22 protein-coding genes are annotated in these 20,940 nt (G+C 56.1%); 13 read left to right on the top strand and 9 right to left on the bottom strand.

The window, feature by feature from the left end:
* Nucleotides 1-70: 70 nt before the first annotated feature.
* On the bottom strand, nucleotides 71-310 hold the full coding sequence (locus KG088_RS08380) for a hypothetical protein (protein WP_213825059.1): 240 nt from the start codon (nucleotides 308-310) through the stop codon (nucleotides 71-73).
* A gap of 778 nt (nucleotides 311-1,088) precedes the next feature.
* Here KG088_RS08380 and KG088_RS08385 point away from each other — a divergent pair.
* From KG088_RS08385 to KG088_RS08415, 7 genes are all read left to right on the top strand, one after another.
* Nucleotides 1,089-1,922 carry a transporter substrate-binding domain-containing protein gene (locus KG088_RS08385; protein WP_213825060.1) on the top strand — a complete coding sequence of 278 codons (834 nt, stop codon included), beginning with the start codon at nucleotides 1,089-1,091 and terminating at the stop codon, nucleotides 1,920-1,922.
* 23 nt (nucleotides 1,923-1,945) lie between these two features.
* On the top strand, nucleotides 1,946-2,608 hold the full coding sequence (locus KG088_RS08390) for an amino acid ABC transporter permease (RefSeq protein WP_213825061.1): 663 nt from the start codon (nucleotides 1,946-1,948) through the stop codon (nucleotides 2,606-2,608).
* Nucleotides 2,609-2,616: 8 nt separating this feature from the next.
* Entirely contained in the window at nucleotides 2,617-3,279 is a 663-nt protein-coding gene (locus KG088_RS08395; RefSeq protein WP_213825062.1) for an amino acid ABC transporter permease, read from the top strand.
* 8 nt (nucleotides 3,280-3,287) lie between these two features.
* On the top strand, nucleotides 3,288-4,055 hold the full coding sequence (locus tag KG088_RS08400; RefSeq protein WP_213825063.1) for an amino acid ABC transporter ATP-binding protein: 768 nt from the start codon (nucleotides 3,288-3,290) through the stop codon (nucleotides 4,053-4,055).
* Between the two features lie 13 nt (nucleotides 4,056-4,068).
* Nucleotides 4,069-4,458, top strand: a complete 390-nt coding sequence (locus KG088_RS08405) for a RidA family protein (protein ID WP_213825064.1) — start codon at nucleotides 4,069-4,071, stop codon at nucleotides 4,456-4,458.
* A 51-nt stretch (nucleotides 4,459-4,509) separates the two neighbouring features.
* On the top strand, nucleotides 4,510-5,319 hold the full coding sequence (locus KG088_RS08410) for an IclR family transcriptional regulator (RefSeq protein ID WP_264759044.1): 810 nt from the start codon (nucleotides 4,510-4,512) through the stop codon (nucleotides 5,317-5,319).
* Nucleotides 5,320-5,422: 103 nt separating this feature from the next.
* On the top strand, nucleotides 5,423-6,484 hold the full coding sequence (locus KG088_RS08415; RefSeq protein ID WP_213825066.1) for a D-TA family PLP-dependent enzyme: 1,062 nt from the start codon (nucleotides 5,423-5,425) through the stop codon (nucleotides 6,482-6,484).
* A 51-nt stretch (nucleotides 6,485-6,535) separates the two neighbouring features.
* Here KG088_RS08415 and KG088_RS08420 read toward each other — a convergent pair.
* The 8 genes from KG088_RS08420 to KG088_RS08455 all read right to left on the bottom strand — a co-directional run bounded on the left by KG088_RS08420 (nucleotide 6,536) and on the right by KG088_RS08455 (nucleotide 15,234).
* Nucleotides 6,536-7,338, bottom strand: a protein-coding gene (locus tag KG088_RS08420; protein ID WP_213825067.1) for an IS5 family transposase whose coding sequence is annotated in 2 segments (ribosomal slippage) — nucleotides 6,536-7,144 and nucleotides 7,147-7,338 — 801 coding nt in all. Because the reading frame shifts where the segments join, the coding sequence is not laid out codon by codon here.
* Between the two features lie 187 nt (nucleotides 7,339-7,525).
* The gene (locus KG088_RS08425) at nucleotides 7,526-8,431 is read right to left on the bottom strand and encodes an NAD(P)-dependent oxidoreductase (RefSeq protein ID WP_213825068.1); all 906 of its coding nucleotides are present in this window, start codon (nucleotides 8,429-8,431) and stop codon (nucleotides 7,526-7,528) included.
* Nucleotides 8,424-8,798, bottom strand: coding sequence for a 4-carboxymuconolactone decarboxylase (gene pcaC, locus KG088_RS08430; RefSeq protein ID WP_213825069.1), 375 nt, complete (start codon nucleotides 8,796-8,798; stop codon nucleotides 8,424-8,426). The genes KG088_RS08425 and pcaC overlap by 8 nt, the downstream gene beginning before the upstream one ends.
* Before the next feature lie 78 nt (nucleotides 8,799-8,876).
* The gene (locus KG088_RS08435; RefSeq protein WP_213825070.1) at nucleotides 8,877-10,259 is read right to left on the bottom strand and encodes an MmgE/PrpD family protein; all 1,383 of its coding nucleotides are present in this window, start codon (nucleotides 10,257-10,259) and stop codon (nucleotides 8,877-8,879) included.
* Nucleotides 10,260-10,370: 111 nt separating this feature from the next.
* Nucleotides 10,371-11,279 (bottom strand): isocitrate lyase/PEP mutase family protein, encoded by a 909-nt coding sequence (locus tag KG088_RS08440; protein WP_319941407.1) that lies wholly within the window; start codon nucleotides 11,277-11,279, stop codon nucleotides 10,371-10,373.
* On the bottom strand, nucleotides 11,260-12,186 hold the full coding sequence (locus KG088_RS08445; protein WP_213825072.1) for an NAD(P)-dependent oxidoreductase: 927 nt from the start codon (nucleotides 12,184-12,186) through the stop codon (nucleotides 11,260-11,262). Before KG088_RS08445 ends, KG088_RS08440 begins: the two co-directional genes overlap by 20 nt.
* On the bottom strand, nucleotides 12,179-14,116 hold the full coding sequence (locus tag KG088_RS08450; protein WP_213825073.1) for a TRAP transporter permease: 1,938 nt from the start codon (nucleotides 14,114-14,116) through the stop codon (nucleotides 12,179-12,181). Before KG088_RS08450 ends, KG088_RS08445 begins: the two co-directional genes overlap by 8 nt.
* A 71-nt stretch (nucleotides 14,117-14,187) precedes the next feature.
* Nucleotides 14,188-15,234: a TAXI family TRAP transporter solute-binding subunit gene (locus KG088_RS08455; RefSeq protein WP_213825074.1), complete on the bottom strand. Its 1,047-nt coding sequence runs from the start codon at nucleotides 15,232-15,234 to the stop codon at nucleotides 14,188-14,190.
* Nucleotides 15,235-15,418: 184 nt separating this feature from the next.
* On the opposite strand from KG088_RS08455, the gene KG088_RS08460 reads away from it, so the two are divergent.
* From KG088_RS08460 to KG088_RS08485, 6 genes are all read left to right on the top strand, one after another.
* On the top strand, nucleotides 15,419-16,318 hold the full coding sequence (locus KG088_RS08460; RefSeq protein ID WP_213825075.1) for an NAD(P)-dependent oxidoreductase: 900 nt from the start codon (nucleotides 15,419-15,421) through the stop codon (nucleotides 16,316-16,318).
* Nucleotides 16,315-17,085, top strand: a complete 771-nt coding sequence (locus tag KG088_RS08465) for an SDR family oxidoreductase (RefSeq protein ID WP_213825076.1) — start codon at nucleotides 16,315-16,317, stop codon at nucleotides 17,083-17,085. Before KG088_RS08460 ends, KG088_RS08465 begins: the two co-directional genes overlap by 4 nt.
* Nucleotides 17,086-17,089: 4 nt before the next feature.
* Nucleotides 17,090-18,439, top strand: a complete 1,350-nt coding sequence (locus tag KG088_RS08470) for an MmgE/PrpD family protein (protein ID WP_213825077.1) — start codon at nucleotides 17,090-17,092, stop codon at nucleotides 18,437-18,439.
* 1 nt (nucleotide 18,440) lies between these two features.
* On the top strand, nucleotides 18,441-19,250 hold the full coding sequence (locus KG088_RS08475) for an N-acyl homoserine lactonase family protein (RefSeq protein WP_213825078.1): 810 nt from the start codon (nucleotides 18,441-18,443) through the stop codon (nucleotides 19,248-19,250).
* Nucleotides 19,244-20,026: an SDR family oxidoreductase gene (locus KG088_RS08480; protein WP_213825079.1), complete on the top strand. Its 783-nt coding sequence runs from the start codon at nucleotides 19,244-19,246 to the stop codon at nucleotides 20,024-20,026. Before KG088_RS08475 ends, KG088_RS08480 begins: the two co-directional genes overlap by 7 nt.
* A 112-nt stretch (nucleotides 20,027-20,138) precedes the next feature.
* A complete protein-coding gene (locus tag KG088_RS08485; protein ID WP_213825080.1) occupies nucleotides 20,139-20,840 on the top strand; it encodes a GntR family transcriptional regulator in 702 nt (233 codons plus the stop codon).
* Nucleotides 20,841-20,940: the final 100 nt, after the last annotated feature.

Here is a 20,940-nt window from a genome sequence, read left to right on the forward strand (position 1 = left end):
ACTGCGGCCAGGGGTCAAAGCCTCTTCGCTGGTACGTGGCAAAGATTGATTGTTTTTCAAGCGCCCTTTTTTATGGGGACAAGAAAGCATCAGACTGGCACCGCTCTTGCTCGATGGCCTGACGTAAAAGTTCGGCGCGGATTCGGTGGCCATGGTGCCGCCCCAGGGTCATCAGCCGGTCGATGCTCTCCACCAGCTCAGCCTCGACGCTCACGATCAGCCGCACGGGCCGGGCAAACCGCTGGCGTATCACGTACCGGGCATCATCCGGCACCAGCTCGCCAGCCAGCTCGATAAACGCCCACGGCATGATAGCCAAGGGTGATGATGCGCTTCACTTCAAGGGCGGATAGGGGATGTGCTTTCTTGAGCATGGCCGCTTACCAACATAGTTTATGTTATTGGATGCTGGTTGATGCCATGTCACGCCACAAGGAAAGGAGGGTAACTTACTGTTTTTAGTGGTGCCGGCGGTCGGACTCGAACCGACACACTGTCTCCAGCGGCGGATTTTGAATCCGTATTTCGACAATACAAGGCCGCGCTTGCTACGGGCATTTGTCGATAAATCAATCGCTTGGAAATTTACACTGATTACACACCCAACATAGATTAGCTGCAGTCTGCGACCAAACTGCGACCACCTGACACCGGCTACTGCAGCGGACACTCGTCCGCTGCTTAAGAGACGGTGCTCAATCGTGTCATTGTCGCTGGGCGACACGGCGTGACTGATTCTGAGTGTCGCGCGCGTTGCCGGTCGCCCTCGTGAGCGCTTGTTATCCATCGCTGTGCAGCGTCGATAGCTGTCGACGTTGAGCTCGAAAGGGTGTCTTTCAACGCCAGGAGGCAAGCCTTCGAGACGTGATCCTTTCCAAGCGTTGGCTGGCCTGCCGGCACCTGGTTGTCCTCCGTACGGGCGCCTTATCGAACGCCATAGCGATATTCCGCAGCACAGCAACACTCCGAGCTCGTCCGAAGCACTTCCGAAAAATTAGTTGACAAGCAAAGACAGTCGAAACTAACTTTATTCTGGAATACTAAATCGTGTTCCACAATAACGGAATCCGCCAATTAGGAGGCGCACAATGTTCAAAACAATAACCCGGCTGGGTCCCACTGCGTTCGTCTGTTGCGTCTTCGCCGGCGTCGCTCAGGCCGACAAGCTTCAGGACGTACTCGACCGCGGGCATCTGATCGCGGGCACCGGAAGCACGAACGCCCCTTGGCATTTCATGGATGCCGACAACAACCTCGTCGGTTTCGATGTCGACATGCTTCGGCTGATTGCGAAGGGCCTATTCGATGACCCCGAGGCAATCGAGTTCGTCAACCAGTCTGGCGACGCGCGGATCCCGAACCTCGCAACCGACAAGGTTGACGTGGCCTGCCAGTTCATGACCGTTACAGCCGGGCGTGCACAGCAGGTCGAATTCACGATCCCCTATTATCGCGAAGGCGTGGGCCTGATGCTGATGGCCGACGGCGAATACGCCGATTACGAGGCGCTAAAAGCGGGGGGTAGTGACGTCACAGTGTCGGTGCTTCAGAACGTTTATGCCGAGGATATGGTGCATGCCGCCCTACCCGAGGCCACGGTCGACCAGTACGATAGCGTCGATCTGATGTACCAGGCACTGAATTCAGGACGCTCTGACGCAGCCGCGACCGACCAGTCGTCGTTGAGCTGGTACATGAAGCAGAACCCGGACCGCTATGCCGACGCTGGATACGGCTGGAATCCGCAGAGCTATAGCTGCGCCGTCAAGCCTGGCGAGCAGCGCTGGCTGAACTTCGTGAATTCGGTTCTGCACGAGGCGATGACGGGTGTTGAATTCAACACTTATGCGGCCTCCTTTGAAGAATGGTTCGGCGTGCAGCTCGACCCGCCCCAGATCGGTTTCCCGATCGAGTACAAGTAAGACTAGGCGTCCCGGGGCTTTCTATGGACTACAATTTCAACTTCGCGGCGGTGTGGCGAGACTTTGACCTCTTGCTCTCTGGCTTGGGGCTAGGGCTTATATTAGCCGTGGTCTCCATCGCGATCGGTTGTCTGATTGGCCTATTTCTAGCCTTCGGGATGCTGTCAAAAAAACGACCCATCCGTTGGGCTGCGACAGTTTATGTCTCGGCGTTTCGGAACACGCCGATTCTCGTGCTAATCCTCTTCACTTTCTTCGCCTTACCGGAGCTTGGCATTCGCCTTGGTAAAATCGAAAGCTTCATTGTCACGCTTGCGGTCTATTCCGGCGCTTACTTGACTGAGGTCTTTCGCTCTGGTCTCGTCTCGCTGCCGTCGGGGCTTCGAGAGGCCGGGCTGACAATCGGTTTGACCGAATCCCGGACCAAGATTCTGATCACAATTCCGGTCATGTTCCGCCGAGTCCTGCCCGCGCTCGGCAATAACTTCATTTCTCTGTTCAAGGACACCTCGCTCGCCGCGGCCATCGCCGTGCCTGAGCTGACTTTCTATGCCCGCAAGATCAACGTGGAAACGTTCCGTGTGATTGAGACATGGATGGTCGCAAGTCTGATCTACGTTCTTGCCTGTTCGATCATTGCCGCAATTTTGCGGCGTATCGAAAGCCGTCTGTCGATCCCGAGATAGGTGCCCGAATGGATATCCTGCAAACCTTCGAAGCCATTTGGGCGGCACGCTGGCCGATTCTCGATGGCTTCGGCAATACGATCCTGATCTCGGTTGTGTCGATCCTGCTGGGCACGCCCCTCGGAGTCGTCGTTGGGCTGATTCTATCTTATGGAAACACCGCATTACGGTTCGCCGTGCGCCTATACTCCGATTTTCTGCGTGGCACGCCAGTCTTCGTGCTTATTCTTGCCTGTTTCTACATTCTCTCTGTCGTGGGCATTCAGCTCTCGGCCTTGCAAGCCGGCATCTTTTCGCTCACGTTGTTCTGTTCCTCGCATGTCGGCGAAATCGTCCAGGGCGCCCTGAAGGCCATTCCGAAGGGGCAGACCGAAGCAGCAAAATCCGTAGGTCTCACGTTTTTTGGCACATTTTTCTCAGTGCTTCTGCCGCAGGCACTTCGAATGATCTTGCCTACTTGGGTGACCACCGCCACCGAAATCGTGAAAGCATCGACACTGCTCTCGGTCATCGGCGTGGTCGAGTTGTTGCTGGCGACGCAGCAAGTGATCTCCCGCACATATCTTAGCCTCGAACTCTACTTCTTCGCCGGGTTTGTCTTCTTCCTTATCAACTTCGCGATCGAAAAAGCCGGACGCTTCGTCGAGCGCAAGGTTTCGCTTCCCACTTGAGGCCCACATTGACTGCTCCTGTTCTGGAAATCACGAACCTGCACAAAAGCTTCGGCAAGGTCGAGGTGCTCAAGGGCATCAACCTGACCATGCAAAGTGGCGATGTCGTGAGCCTGATCGGCTCGAGCGGCTCGGGAAAGACCACTCTACTGCGCTGTGTGAACTTGTTGGAAGACTACGAGGATGGTGTCGTCGCCGTTGCGGGGGAACAGATCGGCTACACTCAGCGCAACGGCAGACGGATTCGGCTTAAAGAAAAAGAAATAGCCCGCCAGCGCGCCATGACCGGCATGGTCTTTCAGCATTTCAACCTTTTCCCGCACATGAGCGCGATCCGTAATGTCATGCTGGGCCTGATCAAGACCCGCAAGATGAGAAACGACGAGGCCTACGCCACCGCCGAGGGTTGGCTGGATCGCGTGGGCATGAAGGATCGGAAGAACCATTACCCGGGCCAGCTTTCTGGTGGTCAGCAGCAGCGCGTCGCCATCGCCCGTGCGATCGCTATGAACCCAGCGCTCATGCTCTTTGACGAGGTGACTTCGGCGCTCGACCCTGAGCTCATCAGCGAGGTGCTGGCGGTCGTAAAGGATCTCGCCTTCGATGGCATGACGATGCTCTTGGTTACTCACGAGATGCAGTTCGCCCACGACGTATCGGACACAGTTGTCTTCATGCAGGACGGACGCATTGGCGAGGAAGGCCCGCCCGACCAACTCTTCCATAGCCCGAAATCGGAGCGTCTCAAGGCATTCCTCAAAAGCTCAAAATTCTGAATAGGGATAGAATATGACCATCACAAGGCACGGCGTAAACGAATCCAAGGGCTCCGGGCGTCAAGGGCTACCATTTGCCAAGGCGACGGAGGCCGACGGCTGGCTCTATGTCTCCGGCCAGACGCCGATGGTGGATGGAGAGGTGATTGACGGCGGGATCGTGCCGCAGGCTAATCAGGCGATCCTCAACATGATTTCGATCGTGGAGGCAGCCGGATATAGCGTTGCCGACATCATGCGAGTCGGTGTCTGGATCGACGACCCACGCGACTTCTGGAGCTTCAACAAGGTATTTGCCGAGCACTTCGGCGAATACCCGCCGGCCCGAGCCTGTGTCCAATCCGCAATGGTCGTCGACTGCAAGGTGGAAGTGGATTGCATCGCCTTTCGCAAGACAACCTAAAAAAATGCTCTTACAGAGAGCACATCTAGCGAAGAAGCGGCCGTTACCTGAATGAGCACACCGAAATCTGTCACTGCCACCAGAACGAAGGAACGGGGGTTGGAGCGCGCCTTCATGATCCTCGACTATCTTTGCACCACCAGCGATCCACAGCGACCCATCGACATTGCAACCGGCATGGGGGCGCCGAAGTCCTCAATATACGAACTGGTCGGCCTGTTGACGACAGCGGGCTTGCTGGAGCGGACTGACTCCGAAGGCAGGGTATTCCTCGGGCGCAAGCTGCATTACTGGGGGTTGAACTATCTCAAAAACTTCGACATAACACGTCTTGCCCGGCCGGTACTGGGATGGATCACAGAACAGACGCGGGAGACTGCGCAGCTCTGCATGCTCGACCGAGATAAGTACTTCGTCGCAATGATGAACGAAGGCAGCCGCCCATTCAGGATTAGTGCCGATGTCGGCGTGCGAACACCCATTCCCTGGACGGCGTCGGGCCGCCTGCTTCTCGGCCACCTGTCGAAGGAGAAGATCCTTAAGCTGATCCCTCCTGAAGATTTCACGTGTCCCCACGGTGAGCACATTGATCCTCATGAGTTTGTGGAGAGTGTGCATGCAGCCTGGAACGAGAAGTTTTTCTCCTTTAACAGCATCGCGGACAACTTCACCCACTGTTTCGCGGCACCAGTGCTTGATGCCGAGGGAATCTGCCAGTGCACCGTCTGCATCATCGCACCCAAGCAAGATGCGATGGCGAACTATGACCTTTATCGCGCGACTCTCGTTCAGGCGGGAAAGCGATTGTCTCGTCTGCCCAGCTCTCCAGACTCCGATATTCAAGGCCGAGCTGCGCTATAGCCTGGCTGTCAACTTGAGAAATGCGTTAGATGATGTGTTGAGCTCAGCGAATGATCGCTAACCTTCCCTCCATCCACGCCATCACATCTCCGGAGACTCGCTGATGCATATCAAAGATATCGATACCCCCGCCGTACTGATCGATCTCGAGCGGGTCGAAGCGAACCTGAGACGCGCGCAGGATTACGCCGACGCGCACAACCTGCCGCTGCGGCCACACGTAAAAACCCACAAGCTGCCAGAAATGGCGCGAAAACAGATGGCACTCGGAGCGAACGGCATCACCTGCCAGAAAATCGGCGAGGCCGAGGCGATGGCCGATGGTGGGCTCACCGACATCTTCCTGCCTTACAACATCCTCGGCACGTCCAAGCTCGACCGGCTGGTCGACCTGCATTCCCGTATTAGGTTATCGGTTACTGCCGATAGTGCCGTGACAGTCGCCGGTTACTCCGCCCGGTTCGACGCGGCCGAGCCACTGAACGTACTGGTGGAATGCGATACCGGCGCGGGTCGCTGCGGTGTACAGACGCCGGAAGAGGCGGTGGCGCTCGCCCGGCAGATCGAAGACGCCCCGGGCCTGATCTTCGGCGGGCTGATGACATACCCGCCCAAGGGCGACATCGCAAAGGCCGATACCTGGCTGCACAAAGCCAAGGCCGCGCTGGAGTCTGCTGACCTGCCACCTAAGGTGATCTCGTCCGGCGGTTCCCCTGACTTATACCGCGCCGCCGAAGGAACGGCCACGACCGAGTACCGGCCTGGCACCTATATCTATTCCGACCGGATGCAGGTCGCATTCGGCCTTGGCACGCTGGACGATTGTGCGTTGACAGTGAAGGCCACCGTGGTCAGCCGCCCCAACGCGGATCGGGCAGTGCTCGATTCAGGCTCTAAGGCGCTGGCCGCCGATGCAGTTCCTGCACCGCACAAGGGCCACGGCCACCTGGTGGAATATCCGAATGCTGTTATCACCGCCCTGTCCGAGGAACACGCGGTCGTTGACTTGTCCGCGTGCACGGACAAACCAGCGCTTGGCGACATGGTACGTGTGATTCCGAACCATGCATGCGTCGTCACCAACCTGTTCGATATGGTTTACCTGGTGCGCGGCGATAATGTCGAACGGGAGGCCGAGATAACGTCACGCGGGAATCTGCGCTGAAATCTTCTTTTCTGGGTCAGTCTGGTGAATTAGTCTGGCTGAGAGTTCCTTTCAAAACTTGCCCTGAAGCTTGTTCCAGCAGATCAGCGAACAGCCCAATAGCGTCAAGGCATAGTGGATATCGACGCGCCGTTCATAGCGGGTGGCGAGTCGCCTCATCCGCCCCAACCAGGCAAAGGTTCGCTCGACCACCCATCGATGACGCCCGAGTCGCTGACTGTCTTCCACGCCCCGACGGGCAATGCGGGGCTGGATACCCCGCGTTCGGCACGATCGGAGGCAGCGCCGATGATCGTACGCCTTATCCGCATGCAGCTTGCCGGGACGACGACGAGGCCGCCCCGGCCGGCCTGAGGAGAGGGGCGAAACGCTGTCGAGCAGCGCCGCCAGCGGCACACTATCGTTCATGTTGGCTCCCGATAGCAGAATCGCCAGAGGCACCCCCTGACGATCGGTCAGCAGGTGGCGTTTGGTGCCCGGCCTACCTCGGTCTGTCGGGTTGGGGCCGATGGCGGAGCCCCCCTTTTTTGCCGGTAGGGAGGCGCTGTCCATGCAGGCCCGCGCCCAGTTGAGTTGGTCAGCGTGATGCAGGTGCTCCAGCAGCGTCTGATGCAAGTGCTCCCAGACGCCCGCTTCGTGCCAGTCACGCAAACGACGCCAGAGCAGGTGACGCCTGAGCCGCAACCCATCTCCTGCGGCAGCATCTCCCAGGGGATGCCTGAGCGAAGAACGAACAGGATGCCTGTCAGGGCGGCGCGGTTGGAGATGGGCGGCCGTCCGCCACGCGGCTTGGGCGTTGGCAGTAGGGGCTCGACAATGGTCCAGAGTTCGTCGGATACGATCTTCTTAACCATACCGAAAATCTAGGAACGGATGACGCCGATTTCAAGGTTTTGAAAGGCGCTCTTAACCTGCTTGATTGCCTGCCACTTTAAGATCTACGGTAAATGCTGGTGTTTACTGATCAGTATATAACTCTCCCTCCCTTAGCTCGAAATCCCGTCAAAGGTATACTGGATTAGCGTTAAATTAGCCACTGGCTCATTGTTCCGGTGGTGTCGAATCGATCAATCTCGCGATAGCCGTGTGATCCACTCCGGGACCGAGCTCCGCCTCGCCACGTCGCCAAATCGAAAGCAGGTCATGCCCGAGCGGAAGAGTGACCCGAAGGTGATCAGCTAATCCGATCGCAGTCTCCAGGTCCTTACACATTAAGCTCAGAGAAAAGCCCGAAGCGAAGCTATCATTGAGGACGTGCTGGCCGAGCTTGTTCTCAGTAGAATTGTTACGTCCCGTTGACGAGTTCAGAACCTGGATGACAGTCTCTCCCTGAATGCCGAAGGCCTGGCCTATGCGCAGCGCTTCGCAGGCGGCTACCAGCCCCGCTGCGGAGACATAGTTGTTTAGTGATTTCATGGCGTGTCCAGCCCCGAGGGGGCCACAATTGACGACGCTTGACGACATGGTGGCGAATACTGAGGCAAGCCATTGCAGCGTTTCGGCATCGCCGCCCGTCATGACGGCGAGTTCGCCCGACCGCGCGCGAGGCACGCCACCAGACACTGGCGCGTCGACGAAGATGAGGCCTAGATCGGCCAGCTCTTGGCCCAGCGCTGCCGTTCCTGTTGCTTCGGAGGAACTCATATCGACGACGACCGTACCCGGTTTTAACTCGCCAGCTAGGCCTGAACTCCCGACGAGGACCTCGCGCACGATGGATCCGTTTGGCAACATCAAAATAACCACATCGACGGAGCTGAAATCGGAAGCCACGGAGGCAATCTGAGCCCCGCCGTATTCATCGCAGAATCGTTCGGTCGTGGCAACGTCAGCGTCCCTGACCCAGAGTCGATAGTCTGCAGCGGCGAGGTTTGCCGCCATCGGCCAGCCCATATTCCCGAGTCCGACGAAGCCGATCTGATGGACTTCTTTCGTAGTTTCACTCATATTCGTCAATCACCTTCTGTGCTGTACGGAAACTGTCGATGGCAGCTGGGACGCCGCAGTAGATCGCAGTCTGAAGAAAGACTTCCGCGATCTCGTCTCTGGTGAGCCCGTTGTTTAATGCACCGCGGACATGCAGCGCGAGCTCGTGTGGCCGGTTGAGCGCGGTGATCATGGCGAGATTAATGATGCTGCGAGTCTTACGATCTAGACCTTCGCGCCCCCAGATTTCTCCCCAGCAATATTCGGTGACGAGATCCTGCATCGGCCGAGAAAAGTCGGTTGCGTTTTCCAGCGACCGATTCACGTGCTCGTTTCCCAGAACATCGCGACGGATTCCGAGCCCTTTCTCATAACGTGACTTGTTCATTAAGTTCACTCCTTCATTTTTTGCATGCGTTGTTGCGTTTTCGTGCTTTACCTGTCGTCGACGCGTATGAGCTACGGATTACGCGTCCTTAGGTGCTGGTTCGGGGGCCGTTAAGCGTATTAGGTCGCCGACATTATCGAGAGCGGCGATTCTGCGGCATTTCGTGATAATCGAATCGACTCGCTCTGGATTCAGAACTGAAACTTGGTCTCGGAACTTCTCCTCTAGCTGTGCGTCGCTCAGCGGACGTTTCAGGTTTCCGAGCGAGGCCTCGAGAAAGCGCTCAATACGCGACCCATCCTTCATGAGTAGGGTTACGTGGACCGAATCCTCATCGACAGCCGTATCCGGAATGGCCTGTACACGACTTCGCATCGCAGAGATCTGTGGATCATGAATCGCGTCGTCAGTGAACTCAGCCAGTCCCCCCTTGCCGCGTACGAGCCCAATGGCAGCCGCATGGTAAATTGAGAACTTACCTTGGAGGCCTACCTCTGGGCTGCGTATGTCACAGAGGTCGCGAACCAGAGGTGCCACGCGTAATTCGACGCTTTCAATGCTGTCCGCGCGGAGTCCTTCTCTGTGTAATTCACAACAGGCATCGATCGTTGGATGGACGACAATTCCACAAGGGAAAGGCTTGTAAGTATTGCCGGAGAGACGGAATTCCTGTCCCAGGCCATCGGTGATCTTCGTGAAATCAGCCTGATTGTTCGCAGTTGCTGCGGCGAAGCCGCGCGGCCCTTCGAGCGGCGTGCTGCCGGTGGTAAAGCCGACTTTTGCTAGCAGAGCCGCCTCTAACCCGCTGCGAGCCGCGGCCCCAGGATGGAAGCTTTTTGTCATGGAACCAAAATTATCGCGCAGGCCGGCGGCCTGGCTGGCGGCCAGCCCGATCGCCCACAACATTTGTTCTTCGCTAAGCTCGAGAAGTTTCCCAATCGCAATCGCTGCGCCGAACACGCCGACTGAGCCAGTACTGTGCCAGCCGGCTTGGTAATGCGCTGGATAGGTCGCGTCGCCGATACGAGTAACGGCATCGAAACCAAGCACGAAGGCATGGATGAAGTCCTCTCCCTTCACGGGAGTTGTCGAGGCGAAAGCGAAGAGTGCGGAGGCAATCGGTGAACTAGGGTGAATGTAATTGCTAGGGGTCGTGTCGTCATAGTCGTGGACATGGGAGCTGATGCCATTGACGAATGCCGCAAGCGCCATGTCGACAGCCTCAGTCCTTCCGACGATCGCTGCTTTAGGAGGGCCCGACATGAAGCCGAGCCCCTCAAGAGCCATATCTACAGCGGGATGGTCGGCTCCCCCGAGGGCGCAACCCATATAGTTCAGAAGCGCTCTCCTGGCTTCCTGATGGGCATGCTCGGGGATGTCATTATGCCTGCTCCGCACGACGGCACGCGCCAAGCTCCGGCTCACGTCGTTTTTGGCGCGGTCTGAACTAATGGCGGTCATTCTGTTGCTCCCCAACTGAACGATGGAGGGGAAAAGATGACAGGTCGCGTGTTTGGGTATTCACGGCCCATGAATATCTCCTAATTGGTGGCTATGACTAGTTTGTGGTTCTTACCATGAGTATTTTTTGCTCTCTTCTATCGCCTGTGGCAATCCGATAAATTCATTGAACTCGTGGAAATCTGTTAGCCGATCGGCGATGGTCTCAGTCGAGGGGTCGGCCATGAATGCCTGCATCATCTCTTTGAGAGATTTATGCATCGCAAGCAACGGCTCGATTGGACAGAGACAATAATCAAAGCCGGCCTGATGGGCTTCGTAGAGCGATAGTGTCGGGCTCTTACCAGATCGTGCCATGTTGAAAAGCAATGGCTTTCCCAGTGGGCGCAGGCGTGTTGTGAGTTCCTCTATCTGCTCCAAGCTCTCTGGGGCGTCTGCATAGAGGCCGTCAGCCCCGGCCGCAGCGTATGCTTCAAGCCGCGCAATGGCATCATCGATGCCCGTTACTCCAATGGCGTCTGTGCGTGCCACAATAAAGAATTTCGGGTCGCGCCGCGCATCGATCATTGCTCTGAGTTTTTGCACCATCTCCTCAGGAGAAATCAGCTCCTTTCCCGCGAAATGTCCACACTTCTTGGGCATTTTCTGATCCTCGAGGTGCAGGGCGGATGCACCAGCTTCTTCCCAAAGTTGGATGGTGCGGGCTGCATCGAGGGGACCACCATAACCGGTATCGGCGTCGGCGAAGACCGGGAGTTCAGTGGCCCTGCATATCCGACGGATATGTTCAAACATCTCCGTCTGAGACAGGGATCCGAAGTCCGGCGCACCTGCGACGACCGCGGAAGCAACGAAGCCACTAACATAAATGGCGGGCGCTCCCGCTTCCTCAGATAGCTTAGCGCTGAGAGCATCATGTGCTCCCATGCAGACGAACGGTGCCTGATCCAAAAGTTGGTGAAACCGTATAGAGCGAGGGCTCGTCGATATAGGCGGATGGTTACTCGATAGCATCGTCATTCCTCGTAGATTCGGAGAGTTCAGTTCCGGCAAATGTCTCACTCATGCGCGCAATGGCGGTATGGTCGGCATCGGGACCAAGCATCTTCGCCGCCGAGGCCCACATCTGGCTGCACAATGCGGAGAATGGAGCCGGTGTATCGGTGCTACGGGCGAGATCAGTGGCGATTCCCACATCCTTTGCCATTAACCCTATGGCAAAGCCGCCACCGTCAAAATTTCTTGACAGAACGAACTGCTTAAACTTTCGCTGAGTGCTGCTGTTCATGCCCGACGAGGCATTAAGGATATCGACCATCCCACCGGGATTGAGGCCAAATTTCTGTCCGATCAGCAGTGCTTCGATTCCGATCAAGAAACCGCCAGCTGCGACTAGGTTGTTGAGAGCCTTCATCGCCTGACCCGCTCCCAGAATACCGACATGTCTGGGCTCGCCCATGGAGCATAAGACAGCGGCTGCTTCCTGGGCGGCTTCAGGATCGCCACCTGTCATGATCATCAGGCCACCTGACTCAGCCCGCCAGACACCGCCGGAAACGGGGGCATCGATCATTCGCACACCCTGGTCCGCGAGCCGGTCGGCCATGGCAATTGTCGCGTTCGGGTCACCTGAGCTCATGTCGATGACCAATTTGCCTGCTGCAAGGCCCTTGGCTAGCCCATCCTCCTCGCCGAACAGAGCGTTTGAGACAGCCCTACTGTTCGGTAGCATGGTGATGGCCATCGGTACCATCATCCCCAATTCGGTCAATGACGACGCGACGCGAGCCCCGGTACGAGCAGCTACGGTTTCAGCATGACGGCTATCGATATCATAGAGGACGACGTCGAAGCCGGCTGAAGTCATGCAGGCGGCCATCGGGGCACCCATAGACCCGACACCGATCAGGCCAACGCTATTACTCATCGCGATACTCCACACTTTGGTTATTGGGGAGCTGCGTCGCTCGGGACGGCCTCGCGACGTATTCCATCAACAGCAGTACCAAGAAGCCAACTAAGCCAATCGTACTTAGGAGTGCCGAGGGCAGCATCAAAAGGATCGCAACTACGAGGAAGAGACTTGCCCGCCATGTCGAAATAGGACGAAACAAGCTATAGCGTTCGAAACAGATCGCCAGGGCAACTATGGCGATGGCCGTACTTGCCAGCAAGTAGATACCTAACCATGAAGGGCCACCGATCATCAAAATACGTGGTTCATAAATGAAGATGAATGGCACTAGGAAGCCTACGATCGACAAACGGAGCGCGTGAATCGCTGTTTTTACTGGGTTTGAGTTAGCGATGGATGACGCAGCGAAGACTCCAACCATGACCGGAGGACTGATCGCGCTCATCACGGCGAAGTAGAAGATAAAGAGGTGTGCCACGATCAACTCAATACCGAGATCGACAAGCATCGGAGCGACTGTGACGGCGACAAGAACATAGGCTCCAATCGTAACCATTCCCATCCCGAGTAGCATGCATGTGACCGCCGTCATGATAAGCATGATGTGAATGTTTCCGCCGGAGACGACTTCGATAAGATAGGATAGTCGATCACCAAGCCCAGTCATCGTCAACACGCCGATAATAACACCCGCCATCGCGAGTGAACCTACAAGTGGAATGCAGGTATTAGCGCCGTTACGCATCGCCCCCATAAAATTAGAGAAAAGCCGATTACGCGTGTCTCGTGTGATGAGACAAACCAAAATGAATGAAAAAATTGTTAACGTAACTGCATAGTCCGGCGAATATCGTTGCCAAAGTAGCACTACGAGAACGAATATCGGAATGATGAACGGAATAACCTCTAGCGAGGCGCGGCGCAGGTTTGGAATTTCGTCAGGCGTCAACCGTTCAATTTCAAATTTGATAGACGCCAAGTGGACCTGCATGAAGATGCAGAAATAGAAGAGTAGGCATGGGATTAGCGTAAGTGCCATGACTTGGATTAGTGGGTAGCCCGTGATCTCACTCATAAGAAAGGCGGTCGCCCCAAGGATTGGTGGGGTGATTTGGCTTCCGAGCGAGGCTGTCGACTCGACGCCAGCAGCAAACTCTGGTTTGTATCCGACCCGTTTCATCATAGGGATTGTGATAACGCCGGTCGTGACGATGTTTGTCACGGCGCTGCCGGACATCATACCCATCAGTGCACTCGCGAGGATAGCAACCTTCGCCGGGCCGCCGCGGTATCGGCCGGCGATGGCTAGGGTGAAATTCATGAATTTCTCTCCGCCGCCACTCGCTTCAAGCAGCGCAGCAAAAAACACAAAAAGACCGATATAAGTTGCACCGATGGCCAGCGGTGTGCCGAAAAGGCCGTCAGTCGAAAATACCTGACTCCATAGCAGGCGATCTACGGAGACACCGGCATGCCCGAAGCTATCGGGCAGCATGAAACCGAAGAGCGCATAGAAAATTGCTATGATCGCGATATAGTTAAGCGGCTTCACTGCAGTGCGACGTGTCATCTCCATCGCACCAACAATGAGAACTATCGCACCGACTTTCTCGGCCGGACTGAGTGAAAAGGATAGAGTGAAATCCCGCCAAGTAAAAGCTACCCAGAAGCAGGCCACAACCCCGGCAATGATTACACCATTTAGAATCCATTCGCCGACTGAGTTTTCCCTAAATATGCGCGACGGAAGCACGATGGCCGTCAGCAACATGATCAGGAGTAGATAAGTAGGCCTGAAGAATAGGGCGGGGGGGCCGCCGAAAAGTCCACCATAAATCGGGTAGAGGAAGAGTGCGAGAGCCAGTAGGGAAGTGACGGTCTTCCAAAATAGACTCGTCTCCATATTAACAGCCTCTTCGACCCGAGATGAGTCGTAACTCATTGTTATAACCTACTATAGTTTTGGAGATTATGTTGTGCCCGGCCGCTACAGGGCCGGGCAGCACTTTCTTATTATTCGGAATCCGAGTCTAAGTATTCCTCAACTCCCGGAACGTTCATTTCTTGATAGTACTTTAGGGCGCCGGGGTGGGGTTCGATCGGAACTCGCTTCAATGCTTCCTGGAGATTAACGTTTTCGAAGACCGAGGAACTCCTATTGACTACCTCAATGTTCTCCCATACTGCCTTGGTCATTGCATAGACGACGTCATCGGGAAGGTCGGCATCCAGAAACATGAACTCTGGCGAGGTGAAAACCATGCCGGGCTCCGGAACCTGCATGTCGGGATATTGCTCATAGAAGGGCCAGTCCACCGGCCCCGCCCAGGGCATTTGCTCGGCAATCTCGTCGAATGAATCCTCAGTTGGCTGGAGTAGCGTCACGTCCCGCGCTGTGGTCAGTTCGAGAATCGCACCCGAGTAGTCGCGTACGTAGGACATCGCATCAATGTTGCCATTTTGAAGCTGGCTGATAGCTTCTGACGTATCCATCGTGCGGACATTTAAGTCATCAATCGAGACACCGTTTGCCTCGAAAACGATCTCCGAAATAAGGTAATTGGATGTCCCCTCAGGTCCTAGCGCTACAGTGCTGTCCTTGAGATCACTGATCTCAGTCATGCCGGTGTCAGAGCGGGCGAGAATTTTGAGTGGCACTTCGTTGTGATAGAACCAGAAGGCGAGATCGGCACCCTCGCTCGGAAACGGTTCAACACCCTGTGTTGCGTTAGCGATAATCAACGGTGTTCCGACGCCGCCTTGGAACTCGCCGTTATGGGTGCGGATTGCGCTTTCCGCGTCAAATCCCGGCGAGACAGCACCGCTGCCGCGGAGCCCGGCCACGTTTTCCGTGATGATCCGGCCGAGCGCGCTTGCAAGAATGCGCGAGTTGCCGGTAGCGGACCCGCCCCCCAAGACGATCTCACGATCCCACTCGGCGTTTCCGAGTTGTTGTTCGCTCTCCCCCTCCTGCGCCATTGCGGGAATTGCTATGAGGGCCGCGGCGACTCCAGCGGTTACCTGTGCGAAGACTGCGCGCCTATTGAAAGCATGGCTCATATTTTTACTCCCATGACTTTGTCATTGCCTTTGTTTTCTTGACGCTTTTCTATCGTCAAGGTCATCCAAAGCATCCACCTTTCATTCCGAAAGGACAATACTACCGTAGTACAATCCAAAAATTGTCGCAAGACAGAAAATGTATTATGGTATGACTATATTCGGGATTTTTATGGGAGGGCTTATGGCACACGATTTCGGCTTTATAGGGCTTGGCACCATGGGACGACCAATGGCGCTGCGATTGCTGGAAGCGGGGTATACTCTCATTGCCCACGACCAGCGCGAATCGGCTGTCGATGAGCTCGTACAGCGCGGGGCCTCAGCCGCTGGCTCGGTAGAGGAGGTGTCTCGGATGGCCCCCGTAGTGTTTCTGTCACTCCCAATGCCCGAAGTCGTCCGGAAAGTCATCTCCGGGCCTGGCGGGCTCGCTGAGTCCGCAGGTAGCGAAATTGTGGTTGACCTCTCAACTACGGGGACGCAGGTTGCGCTCGAGATGCGTGAAGTTCTTTCGGCGGCCGGAAAGACGCTCGTTGACTGCCCAATCAGCGGCGGCGCCGAGGGGGCTGCAGCGGGTACTCTCGCCCTTATGCTCGCCGGACCAGAACAGGCGGTGGAGAGACTCGAGACACCACTCCGAAATCTAGGCAAAGTGTTTCGGGTCGGTGATGCAGCAGGCCAAGGTCAGACAATGAAGGTTATCAATAACCTTCTATCGACTGCGGCACTTACGATAACTGCGGAAGCCATGGTCCTAGGCTCAAAAGCCGGTCTTGATCCGCACGCCATGCTCGACGTACTTAATGCCGGATCGGGTCAAAATAGTTCAACCAGCAGTAAATTCCCCAAACATGTGCTCACTCGAAGCTTCGATTTCGGTATGCCGATAGCGCTCTCGGCTAAGGATGCGCGGCTGTGCCTAGATGAGGCAGAACGGCTCGGAGTGCCGATGATTGTGGGTAATTCCGTGCGCCAGATGTTGACTCTCACCCGGGATCACCTGGGACCAGAGGTCGATATGACGTGCGTTGTCAACGTCGTCGAGGAGTGGGCAAAGCACGAAATTGGCGAGATAACGAGATGACATCACTTAAAACTGCGCTGGTCACCGGTGCAAGCCAAGGAATCGGCCGGGCCATCGCGCTCAGCCTTGCATCTAGCGGATATTCCGTTGCTGTCTGCGCTCGCAGCGAGGAGGGTCTGGAAAAGGTGGCCGCAGAGGCGCGCGAAGCAGGAGCCCCCGATGCACTCTCAATCACAGCCGACCTGCGCGAACCTGATGCACCGGCACGGATCGTAAATGCTACGACAGATTGCTTCGGCGGTCTTGGCGTCCTCGTGAACAATGCCGGCGCAACCAAGCGCGGCGACTTCCTCAAGCTCGACGATGCCGACCACCTCGATGGGTTCGCTCTAAAATACCACGCCACGGTCCGGTTTTGCCGTGCTGCTTGGTCGGAGCTTGCTCAGAGTGAAGGTGTAATTATTAACATTTCTGGTGTCGGTGCACATACTCCCGAAGCTGAGTTTACGGTCGGCGGTCCGGTCAATTCCGCGATCATTAACTTTTCAAAGGCGCTTTCGAAGCGCCCGGAGAATGTCCGCGTCAACGTAGTTTGCCCCGGGCATATCGTGACAGATCGTCTTAAATACCGCCTTCAAGCCCTCGCAGGAGAACGCGACCTCTCACTGGATGCAGCGCGCGACGTCATGTGTGCCGATCTTGGCATTTCTGATTTTGGCGATCCTCAGGACATTGCTGCGATGGTGCGGTACCTTTGCTCAGCCCAAGCCCAATACATCACCGGTGCGACCTTCACCATCGATGGTGGGGTTACGCCAGGAATCTAACGCCATGACAGCAACTTCTAGCCCTGAGGCCTCTCTAGCCAACTTCGCAACAACACTCGAGCTCGACACGGTGAGCCCCGAAGTCATCCTTCATGCCAAGCGCTCGGTTATTAACATTCTCGCGTGTGGCTTCGCAGGCTGCCGCGAGCCTGCTATCGATATTTGGTTGCAGGTAATTGGGCCACACTGTGTAACTGGAAATGCCCGCCTTATCGGACGCTCGGAACTTGTCGATCCGTTGCTGGCCGCCCAAGTGAATGCAATGGGCGCAAACATCCATGACTACGACGAAACCCACATTCCAACGATAAATCATCCCAGCGGTCCTGTTGCTTCAGCACTACTGGCATTGGCGCATATACGCCCGCTGACGGGCGCGGAGTTTCTGCGTGCATTTCTCATTGGCATGGAAGCTTCGTGTCGGCTTGGAAACGCAATTTCTCCCTGGCATTATTCGCGGGGCTGGCACATTACGTCGACATGCGGCGGTCTTGCGAGCGCACTCGCATGTGCCGCAGCTTTAAATCTTCCAACTCAAAATATCATCTGGGCGCTCGGTAATGCCGCAGTCCAGGCGGCTGGGATGGTAGAGGCGCTTGGGACGATGTCGAAGAGCATCTCGGTTGGCAATGCTGCACGCGTCGGGCTGGCTTCGACGCTCCTTGCCGAGAAGGGGTTCTCGGGACCCGAGGCTCCGCTCAGCGGCGCGCGTGGTTTTCTGAGGCTTTATGGCGAGCCGCCAGAAGAAACAGCTTTGACTTCGGGCTTGGGGAAAGAGTGGGAACTGGAGGCCATCGTCTTTAAGCCTTACCCCGTTGGGGTTGTTCTAAACCCCGTCGTTGATGCTGCCTTTGAGATGCGCCGGCAAGGGCTCACTGACTCGTCTGGCCTTGAGCGTGTCGTGCTGCGTGGTCATCCCCTTTTGCGTGAACGTGCTGATAGGCCTGACGTTACGACGGGTCGCCTTTCACAGGTTAGTGCCCAGCACACAATCGCTGCTGTCTTGCTTCGCGGTAAGGCCGATGTCGACACATTTTCGGATGCCGCCGTAGTCCAGACACAGGGAAAGCGTCCGAAAATCGAGTTCATCGATGATGAAACATTCCAAGTGGCATCTCTTTCAGTGACCGCAACATGCCGGGACGGGCGTGAATTGAACATCGAGATTCCCGCGGCAACTGGTTGCCCAGAGCGGCCGATGTCTGATGTGGACATTGAGAGGAAGCTGCTTGGGGCGATGCGTGCGGCCGGCTGCGAGTCTAATGCACCGACACTGCTCACTGCGCTGCATGCTCTCGAGAGCCTAGCTGACGCCGCCGAAATCACCAGGCTTTGCAACTCAAAGGAGCCGTAAGATGACACTTGAACCCTACGAGCTTTTCGCTATTCGATACGGCCACCATAGTGGCCGGAAGCAAGTAGACAACGTACTTGGTGGCGATTCTCACAACCAAGGTTCAGACCTCGACTACTACGTATGGGTAGCCCGACGTTCCGACCGTATCTTCCTGATCGACACTGGCTTCTCGGCCGAGCCGGCAGAGCGGCGCGGTCGAGAGCTCGTGCTTCCCGTACCAGATGCGCTTGAAGCGCTATCGATCAATCCTGGAGCTATCGAGGACGTGATCCTGACTCATATGCACTACGACCATGCCGGTAATTTGGATGACTTCGCCGGAGCGCGATTTCATGTACAGGACTCTGAGATATCTTTCTGTACTGGACGCTGCATGTGCCAGCCTCACCTGCAATCTGCATTCGAGGTAGAGGATGTAGTTTCGATGGTGCGCCGGATATATGCGGGCCATGTCGAATTTCATGACGGAGACTCGGAGATCGCATCAGGCATCAGCGTGCACCGTATAGGAGGACATACCGCTGGATTGCAGGCCGTCCGGGTCTGGACACGCCGGGGCTGGGTCGTCCTCGCCTCCGACGCGTCGCATCTCTACGCGAATTTTCGACACCGCCAGCCTTTCCCGATTGTTGTCAATGTAGCCGAAATGCTTGAGGGATACCGAACTATTCTTAGCCTTGCCGACAGTCCAGACCACGTGATCCCCGGCCACGACCCGCTAGTAATGTCGCTTTATCCGCCCGTCTCAGAAGACCTCGCCGGAATTGCCGTGCGCCTCGATGTAGCACCGAGGGCCACAGCATGCTGAATGGACGAACAGCACTCGTCACCGGATCCATCGGTGGCCTCGGCCTCGCCATCGCTGAAGGGCTCGCCGCCTCAGGTGCCGACGTGGCGCTGCACGGGCTTGAGCCTGCCTCGGAGGGTAACTCAGAAGCCCGCCGCCTTTCGAAAACATATGGTGTACGAACGTGCTACGAGCAGGCGGACCTCTCTGACCCGGAGGCGATCCAGCTACTCGTGGAAAGAACAACTAAGGCGCTTTCGCGGCCATTGATCCTCATTAATAACGCCGTCACACGCCACTTTCACCCTATCGAGGAGATGCCGGACGAGGCTTGGGAACGCTCATTGGCTGTAAATGTATCAGCACCGTTCTATCTCGTCCGCGAGACCCTCCCTGCGATGAAGGAAGCGGAATGGGGTCGGATCATCAATTTATCGTCAATCTACAGTCAACGTGGGGCTTTCGGCCGGATCGACTATGTAACCGCGAAGACAGCTCTTCTTGGAATGACACGTGCAATTGCGATAGAGACAGCGGGGACCGGTGTGACCTGCAATGCTGTTTGTCCTGGGACTGCACCATCGCCAGCTATCCTATTGAAGATTAAGGAGCAGGCGGAGGCGGAGGGCATCTCTGAGGAAGAAGCGAGGCGCAACTATATAAAGTCCCGACACCCAACAGGGGAATTCGTATCTTTGGAAGCAGTCGCGGCTATGATTGTATACCTCTGCGGCTACCACTCAGAGAATATAACCGGCGCATCATTCCCTATTGATGGAGGATGGCAAGCGGCATGACCGCTCGAATATCTATGGTAATGCCATAAATATCACATCTGTCCTGGTAAGCATTAGTAGTATCAGATTTTCTTTTTAGAAAAAACCACATTAGCTAACTTGCGAATCTTCAATGAATGAAAAAGGCACCGCAGCCGCTGCTGACGCATCTTTCCGTGTTAATCCTACCGCTGCCCCGCTCCGCCATTCGGTTGTTGAAGGCCTACGGGATGCGATCGCTATTGGGCGATTTCAACCAGGTCAGCGCCTTGTCGAGAGGGAGCTGTGCGATATTATGGGGGTCAGCCGAACATTGATTCGTGAAGCGCTCCGGCAGCTCGAGTCAGAAGGAGTCATCACGATCCGGCCGAACCGCGGACCGATTGTTACCCGTCTCACAGCCGAACAGGCGCGAGGAATCTACGCCGTGCGTAGCGAACTCGAGGGCCTCGCCGCTCAGCTCTTTGCCGAGAAAGCGACCAAAGAGCACCGTAAGGCCCTTGTGAATGCTTTTTCGCAACTGAAGAAATTGCTTCGCAGTGGCAGCCAGATTGAGCGCCTACACGCGAAAAACGAGTTCTACAACCGCCTAATCGAAGGGGCTCAGAATGAGGCTCTTGGCGACACTCTGCGGATGCTTAACTCTCGTGTAACAATTTTGCGAGCGACCTCTCTGCAGGCCAAAGGCCGTCACAAGGAGAGCCTGAATGAGCTCCAAGCTCTTCTGGACGCGCTTTTTCGAGGAGATCCCGAGGCAGCCCGGAAAGCGTCTGCCGCTCATGTTGAAGGTGCAGCCTCCGCTGCCTTAGCGCAGCTGTCCGATGCATCCAAATAGTGCTTGCAATAGCCAACACAACTCCCACGCGACAGGTGTGTCTGCATACCCTGGCAGGCCTTGCGGCGACCCGTACTAGAGCTCATCAGATAGTGCAGAT

Origin of the sequence: Halomonas jincaotanensis (assembly GCF_018448785.1) — a bacterium.
GTDB lineage: Bacteria > Pseudomonadota > Gammaproteobacteria > Pseudomonadales > Halomonadaceae > Halomonas > Halomonas jincaotanensis.